Source organism: Franzmannia pantelleriensis, assembly GCF_900102875.1.
GTDB classification, from domain to species: Bacteria; Pseudomonadota; Gammaproteobacteria; order Pseudomonadales; family Halomonadaceae; genus Franzmannia; species Franzmannia pantelleriensis.
This window is the reverse complement of sequence record NZ_FNGH01000006.1, coordinates 256658-264374: the sequence shown is the minus strand read 5'-3', so window position 1 is coordinate 264374 and position 7717 is coordinate 256658. Positions and strand designations below refer to the sequence as shown.

Annotated in this window: 6 protein-coding genes; 2 read left to right on the top strand and 4 right to left on the bottom strand. The window is 64.5% G+C overall.

All coding sequences use genetic code 11. From position 1 onward, the window contains the following. From BLT16_RS09785 to BLT16_RS09770, 4 genes are all read right to left on the bottom strand, one after another. Positions 1-380 (bottom strand): electron transfer flavoprotein subunit beta/FixA family protein (locus BLT16_RS09785; protein WP_143025059.1); only part of this gene is annotated, 380 nt, incomplete at its 3' end. A 147-nt stretch (positions 381-527) separates the two neighbouring features. Continuing rightward, a complete protein-coding gene (locus tag BLT16_RS09780; RefSeq protein ID WP_089658341.1) occupies positions 528-1916 on the bottom strand; it encodes a hypothetical protein in 1389 nt (462 codons plus the stop codon). Continuing rightward, on the bottom strand, positions 1913-3538 hold the full coding sequence (locus tag BLT16_RS09775; RefSeq protein ID WP_089658340.1) for a class I adenylate-forming enzyme family protein: 1626 nt from the start codon (positions 3536-3538) through the stop codon (positions 1913-1915). Before BLT16_RS09775 ends, BLT16_RS09780 begins: the two co-directional genes overlap by 4 nt. Next, positions 3538-4689 (bottom strand): acyl-CoA dehydrogenase family protein, encoded by a 1152-nt coding sequence (locus BLT16_RS09770; RefSeq protein ID WP_089658339.1) that lies wholly within the window; start codon positions 4687-4689, stop codon positions 3538-3540. The genes BLT16_RS09775 and BLT16_RS09770 overlap by 1 nt, the downstream gene beginning before the upstream one ends. Before the next feature lie 181 nt (positions 4690-4870). On the opposite strand from BLT16_RS09770, the gene BLT16_RS09765 reads away from it, so the two are divergent. Next, the gene (locus BLT16_RS09765) at positions 4871-6415 is read left to right on the top strand and encodes a 3-hydroxyacyl-CoA dehydrogenase (RefSeq protein WP_089658338.1); all 1545 of its coding nucleotides are present in this window, start codon (positions 4871-4873) and stop codon (positions 6413-6415) included. A gap of 22 nt (positions 6416-6437) precedes the next feature. After that, positions 6438-7643 carry a 3-oxoadipyl-CoA thiolase gene (locus BLT16_RS09760; RefSeq protein WP_089658337.1) on the top strand — a complete coding sequence of 402 codons (1206 nt, stop codon included), beginning with the start codon at positions 6438-6440 and terminating at the stop codon, positions 7641-7643. Positions 7644-7717 lie beyond the last annotated feature (74 nt).

Here is a 7717-nt window from a genome sequence, read left to right as displayed (position 1 = left end):
GTCTGGTTGTTGTCGGTGTCGATGGCCTGCTTGCCGAGAATCACCAGGCCCGGCTGCTCCTCCTCGACCACCTTGGCCAGCAGCTTGGCCACCGCCAGCGACTCGACGCGTTCGTCGGTCTCAAGGTGAATGGCGCGATCAGCGCCCAGCGCCAATGCGGTGCGCAGCTGCTCCTGGGCAGCCTTGGGACCCACGGTCACGGCCACGACCTCGGTGGCCACGCCTTTTTCCTTGAGCCGCACCGCCTCTTCCACGGCGATCTCGCAGAAGGGGTTCATGGCCATCTTGACGTTCGTGAGATCGACGTCGGAATTATCCGGCTTGACCCGGATCTTGACGTTGTAGTCGATGACGCGTTTGACCGCGACGAGGATCTTCATGGGCGGCTCTCCCGGTTCACATCACTGCCAGCGCCAGTGATGTCGTCTAAATTTCAAAGCGCTTATGTTTTGCATAGCAAAATGTAATTTCATTATACAGACAAGACAGTAAAAAACCCAGCGGGACAGGTCAAGCCCAAAAAAGCATCACCAGGGGGCAAGCACGAACCAGGCGGAAAGTAGCGGAATGGACGCCAGCAGGAAGTGAGCATTCCAGCGGTAGCCGATGCGTGTCGAGGCCACACCAGTGAAACGAGACAAGATCAACATGGAGGCGGTCATCGGTGAGGACATCAGCGCCAGTGCCCACCCCACCATCAGTGAAGCCCCTATCAGTGCCGGCGACAACCCCTCGATGGCAAGCGACGGTAACAGGCCGACCAGCAGCGTCACGGTCACGATCGGATTGACCCCCACCTGGGCCAGCACCACGACCATCAGCATCGCCAGCACCGCATTCACAGCACCCAGCGGCTGTAACAGCGTGATCAGTGGCGCCAGGCTCTGGACATCCACCAGGGCCACGCAGAGGTGCCCCAGGTAGCCGGCAGCCCCCAATACCACGATCTCGTTGGCACTCGGTGCCAACAGCCAGGGCAGCTGCCGATGCAGGCTGGCGACTGCCGCCGGGATGCCAGCGGCGCCCAGACGACGACGCTGCCAGGCTAGCCAGGCCATCGCTCCCAGTGGCGCCCCCAGCAGCGCGGCGATCGGCAAGCGTACGTCAAGGGCCCAGGAGAGGATAAACACCAGCGAGACGATCGCCATCAGCAGCAGCGAGAACTGCAAAAGCGGCATCAGCGAAGGCGAAGACGTCGCTCGGTTGGCGCGGTCGGGATGCGGGCCGGTCAGATGGTCTATCCCCCAGCCGACTAAGAAGATGACCAGTGCCGCCCCGAGCACGAAGGGCGCCAAGTCGAGCCAGCGCAACTGCGGCAGGCTCGACAGCACTACCGCCACGCCGATGCCCATCGGTGAGATCAAGGGCGCCAGCGAGAAGCCGCGCAGCAGCGCCAGCATCATCCGCCGCTGGCGGGCGTTGCGCACCCAGGCGCGGCCCTGGGCCGCCGCCAGCGTATTGCTCTTCTCGATCATGCCGGCGAACAGATTGAGCACACCGATATTGAGAATAATGCCGAACAGCGCGGAACCCGCCGAGAGAATCGGATAGCGGCGCCCGGGGGGCTGCAGCAGCATGGCCTCGCCGCAGCGACGCACCAGTCGCGACCGGTACGCCGGTAGGCGCAGCAGGCTGAGCGCTACCACAAAGGTGGCAAAAAACGCGAAGCGACCCGCCGCCTCGAACAGCAGGTGTCCAGGCGCAGCGGCAATCCACAGCGCCAGCGGCGTCAGCAGAGCAGCGGCCAGCAGCAGGCCACGCGCCATGCGTGAAAGTTGGCCGCCCAAGGACACCAGGTAGATCACCAGGGCAAGGATACCCAGGCCCTGCAGCACCAGGCTGCCAATAATCAGATGGCCGAGGGTTGCAAGGGTCACCAGCGCCAGCAGAGAGGAGCGCTGCTGGGCCCATTTCACTCTGTTTTGCCCTTCCCACCGGCCATATCACGCAGGCGTCCCTTGAGAATCTTGCCGCTGGCGGTGGCAGGCAGCGCCTCCATCATCACCAGAGTCGACGGCCGCTTGTAGGGCGATAGGCGCTCGGCGATAAACGCCCTGAGTGTGGCTTCGTCCACGCCAGCGCCCGGCTCGCACTGAATGAAAGCGACCACCTCCTCGTTACCGGCCACCTCACGCCCGACCACCGCCGAGAGGGTCACATCGGGGTGCTGGTTGATCACCGCCTCGACGTCGGGTGGGTAGATATTGAAACCGGAGCGGATGATCAGCTCCTTGCTGCGTCCAACGATATATAGCTGCCCGAGGTCATCGACACGGGCGATATCACCAGTATTGAGCCAGCCGTCATCACTCAGGCAGGCACGTGTTGCCTTGGGTTGGCGGAAGTAGCCCTTCATCACATTAGGGCCGCGCACCCAGAGTTCACCGATACCATCACCGCCCTGATCCTTTTCGCCACGCTCTGCTAGCGGCTCGAGACGGTACTCCAGCAGGGGCAACACCGCACCAACGGTATTGCTGTCGAAGCGGTCGTCGATGCGGGTCTGGCTGATGGTCGGGCTGGCCTCCGTCAAGCCGTAACCGTTGTGCAGCGTCAAGCCGAAGATGGCCTCGACGCGCTGCTTGGTGTCGCTGTCCAACGGGGATCCGCCGGCGGACATATAGCCAAGTTCCGGTGCGACCAGCGCACGACCCTGGCGCCGCAGATATTCCAGGGTGCGTGAATACATCGCCGGCACCCCCTGGAGCACCGTAATCCGCTCCTGGTCCAGGGCGTCGAGCATGGCCACCGCGTCAAAGCGTGGCACGGTATACAGGCAGGCACCGTTATAGAGCGAACCCATGCATACCGACGACAAGCCAAAGACATGCGACATCGGCAGCACCCCGTAGACACGCTGCCCCTGATTGAGGTGCCGCATGCCGCCGGAAATCGACGCGATATAGAGGATCCCGCGATGCGTCAGCATCACGCCCTTGGGCGTACCGGTGGTCCCCGAGGTGTAGATCATCGCCGCCACCTGATCGGCACCGCTGCGTTCGACGTGCTCGGGCGCGGTGTCACGAGACTCCCCGATATCCAGGGCGCCCAGGCGAGGATGATGATATGACGCGGCGCCGTGGCGTGCCGCGTGCTGTGACGCTTCATAGGAGGCCCCGCTGGTATAGAGCACCCGGCGCGGATCACAGTTATCATGAATCTGGTCAATTTCCTGAGCCGATAGCCGAGAATTGACGATCGCGACCCAGGCATCCAGTTCGCTGGCCGCCAGCAGAATGACGACCAACGCACGGCTATTTTCGCTAACCAGCATGAGGCGATCGCCGGGCCGAATGCCCAACGTCGTCAGCCATTCGGTGGCAGCCCGGATCTCGTCGCCCAGCTCGGCGTAACTCCAGCGCACCTCGCCATCCACCAATGCCAGCTGCGAGCCAAGGCGTTCGGCGTTGAACAGCACACGATGGCTCAGCCGTTCCGGCAACTCGGCCACCAACTCGCTAGCCAGGCGGCCGAAGATTCGCTCGTCCGGCGCCTGGTGGATCACTGACAGAGCCTTCAGCTCGCTGCCAACAGCCATCAGGACACCTCCCGCACCATATCGCGGGCGATCACCACCTGCTGAATCTGGGTGGTGCCTTCATAGATCCTGAACAGGCGGACATCGCGATAGAAACGCTCCACGGCATATTCGGCCATGTAGCCGGCGCCGCCGTGTACCTGTACCGCCCGATCCGCGACACGCCCCACCATCTCGGCACAGAACAGCTTGCAGCAGGAGGCTAGGGTCGAAACCTTCTCGCCAGCGTCCTTGCGCTGGGCAGCATCGAGCACCATGGTGCGGCCGGCATAGGCTTCGGTCTTGCTGTCGGCGAGCATTGCCTGAATCAGCTGGTGATCGGCCAGCGGAACACCGAACTGCTTACGCTCGATGGCATAGTTCAGCGACTCCTCTACCAAACGATCCGCCACGCCGACGCACACCGCGGAAATATGCAGGCGTCCGCGATCGAGCACCCTCATTGCGGTCTTGAACCCCTGTCCCTCCTTGCCGCCGATGATGTTCTCGGCCGGCACCCGACAATCTTCGAAGATGATGTCGCAGGTATGTGCCCCTTTCTGGCCCATCTTGCTGTCGGCCGGGCCACGCTTGAGGCCCGGGGTGTCACCTTCGACGATGAAGGCAGTGATGCCACCGGCGCCCTTGTTGCTGGGATCGGTGCGAGCCATGACGGTAAACAGATCGGCCTCGGGGCCGTTGGTAATGTAGCGCTTGGTGCCGTTGAGCACATAGTGGTCGCCATCGCGAACCGCCGTGGTCCTCAGGCTGGCGGCATCTGAACCGGCATCAGGCTCGGTCAGGCAGAAGGAACTCAGCAGCTCTCCGGTGGCCAGGCGCGGAACATACTTCGACTTTTGCTCGGGGGTACCGTCGATCAGAATGCCCTGAGCGCCGATGCCATTGTTGGTGCCGAAGACCGAGCGGAAGGCCGGCGAAGTCTTGCCGATCTCCATGGCCACCAGCGCCTCCTCTTCCATGGTCAGCCCCAGGCCACCGTACTCCTCGGGGATCGATAGGCCGAATAGGCCCATCTCCTTCATCTCCTCCAGCAGCTCGGGTGGCACAGCATCCTCTTCGGCCAGACGTGCTTCGTTGGGAATCAGGCGTTCACGCACGAAGCGAGAAATAGTGTCGACGAGCTGATTGAGCAGTTCGGGATCGCGAATCATGGCGTGTCCTCGGCGGTTGGCGGACTCTTGTTGGAATCGGCAGACGCTGCTTATGTTTTGCATAGCAGAATAGACGCCCACATTGTTGTCAGGCACTGTCACATAGCCTACGATGACCGTCAATAAACGAAATGATGTTTTGCTATGCAAAACTAAATGCGCCATGACGAGGAAACCGCCCATGTCGACCTCCCCCTCATCGCCGTCCGCCAGTACCACTCCCGCTGCTTTCCACGTGCTGGGCATCGTGGGCACTGGTGCCATGGGCCGCGGCATTGCTCAGATCGCCGCTCAGGCCGGACTGACCGTCTACCTTTACGACCAGCGTGACGGTGCCGTCGCCGAGGCCCGCGACTTCATCAGCGGCATGTGGGCCCGAGGCGTACAGAAGCAGCGCCTGAGCGCCGCTGATGCCGAGGGCTATGGCGGACGTCTCAAGGAAGCGGCGACCCTGTCCACGCTGGCTGAGTGCGACATCGTCATTGAAGCCATCGTCGAAAGGCTCGACGCCAAGCAGTCGCTGTTTAGCGAACTCGAGACGCTGCTCAGCGACCAGGCGGTCCTGGCGACCAATACCTCGTCGCTGTCCGTGACCGCTATCGCCTCGGCCTGCCAACACCCTGAGCGGGTCATCGGCTTTCACTTCTTCAATCCGGTCCCCTTGATGAAGATCGCCGAAGTGATTCCCGGGCTGCGAACCGACCCCGGCGTTGTGTCTCGGGTCGAGGCACTCGGCCAGTCGATGGGGCACTTCACCGCCCGCACCACCGACACCCCAGGTTTCCTGGTCAATCACGCCGGGCGCGCCTACGGCACGGAAGCGCTGAAGGTCCTCGGCGAGTGCGTTACCGACCCTGTCACCATAGACCGCATCCTGGTCGATCAGGGTGGCTTCCGCATGGGGCCGTTCAGCCTGCTCGACCTGACCGGGCTCGACGTGTCGCATGCGGTGATGGAGTCGATCTACCACCAGTACTACGAGGAGCCGCGCTTCCGCCCTTCGCCGCTGACGCGCCAGCGCCTCACCGCCGGCCTGCTGGGCCGCAAGAGCGGCGCAGGCTTCTACCGCTATGTCGACGGCAAGTCCGAGGTGGCGGACGAACCGCCTCTACCCCGCGTGGCGCCCTGCCCGGTCTGGATCAGCCCCGACCCAGCCGAAGCCTGCCAGGCCCTGACAAACCTCGTCGAGGCCGCCGGCTGGCCGCTGGAGGGCGGTGATACACCCTCGTCGCAAGCGCTCTGCCTGGTTGCCCCTCTCGGCGAGGACGCCACCGCCGCTGCGCTGCGGCTAGGCCTGGAGCCCGAGCGCTGCGTCGCCGTCGACCTGCTCGCCGGCCTCAAGGGGCGCCGCAGCCTGATGACCACTCCGGCCACCCGCCCCGAGGTACGCGCTGCGGCCATGGCACTGCTTGGTGACGACGGCACCCCGGTCAGTGCGCTCAACGACAGTAACGGCTTCGTGCTGCAGCGGGTGGTGGCCTGCATCGTCAACGTAGGCAGTGACATCGCCCAGCAGGGCGTGGCCACGCCCGACACCATCGACCGCGCCGTCGAGTTGGGACTGGGCTATCCGCGGGGGCCCTTGGCCATGGGCGACCACTACGGCAACCGCCGAATCCTCACGATCCTCGACAACCTGCTCGCTGCCACTGGTGATCCTCGCTATCGCGCCAGCCCTTGGCTGCGGCGCCGTGCCTCCATCGGCCTACCGCTGACCACCCCTTGAGCCCTACACGGAGATGACTCTCATGCAAGACGCCTACATCTATGACGGGCTGCGTACCCCCTTTGGCCGCCACGGCGGTGGCCTGGCTGGCGTGCGCCCCGACGACCTGCTGGGCCAGGTACTCAAGTCTCTGGTAACGCGCAATGGCTTTGCCCTGGAGTCCTATGAAGAGATCCTGGCAGGCTGCACCAACCAGGCCGGCGAAGACTCGCGCAACGTGGCCCGCCATGCAGGCTTGGTCGCCGGCTTGCCGGTCGAGGTCGCAGCGCAGACGGTCAACCGCCTTTGCGGCAGCGGGCTGGCCGCCCTGATAGATGCCGCCCGAGCCACGCGCCTCGGCGAGGGCGGGCTGTTCCTGGCCGGCGGCGTGGAGTCGATGTCCCGTGCGCCCTACGTGCTGGGCAAGGCAGAGTCGGCCTTCGCCCGCAACCAGCCGATGTATGACACCGTTATCGGTGCACGCTTTCCCAATCCTTGGATCGCCCGGGAGTTCGGCAGCCACAGCATGCCCGAGACCGCCGACAACGTGGCCCACGATCTGTCGATCAGCCGTGAGGCCGGCGATGCCTTCGCCGCTCGCTCCCAGGCACGCTATGCCGAAGCACAGGCGCGCGGCTTCTACGACGAGGAGCTGCTTGCCATCGAGGTACCCCAGGGCCGCAAGCAGCCGCCGCAGCTGGTCGAGCGGGACGAGCACCCGCGTCCAGGCACCGACGCTACCAAGCTCGGCAAACTGGGTGCACTATTCGACGGCGGCGTAGTCACCGCAGGTAATGCGTCGGGGCTTAACGACGGCGCCGCCGCGCTGATCGTGGGCAGCAGAGCCGCCGGCGAGCGCGCCGGCGTCGCCCCGCGGGCGAGAATCGTCGCCAGCGCCCTGGCCGGGGTACCGCCCCGCGTGATGGGCCTAGGGCCGGTGCCGGCCAGCCGCAAGGCGCTGGAGCGCGCCGGACTGACCCTCGACCAGATGGATGTGATCGAGATCAACGAGGCATTCGCCGTCCAGGTGCTGGGCTGCGCCCAACAGCTCGCGCTCGATCCCGACGACAGCCGGCTAAATGCCAACGGCGGCGCCATCGCCATCGGCCACCCGCTGGGCGCGTCAGGGGCCCGCCTCGCACTCACCGCACTCCGTCAGCTGGAAGCCAGCGGCGGGCGCTATGCGCTGGTGACCATGTGCATCGGTGTCGGCCAGGGCATCGCCTGCGTGCTTGAGCGTCTCGATTGAGACGGCCTGCCCCGCAGCGGCGGACGTCGCTGCGGGGGTATGCGATACTTAACCTATGCTCGGCTTTGGCACAG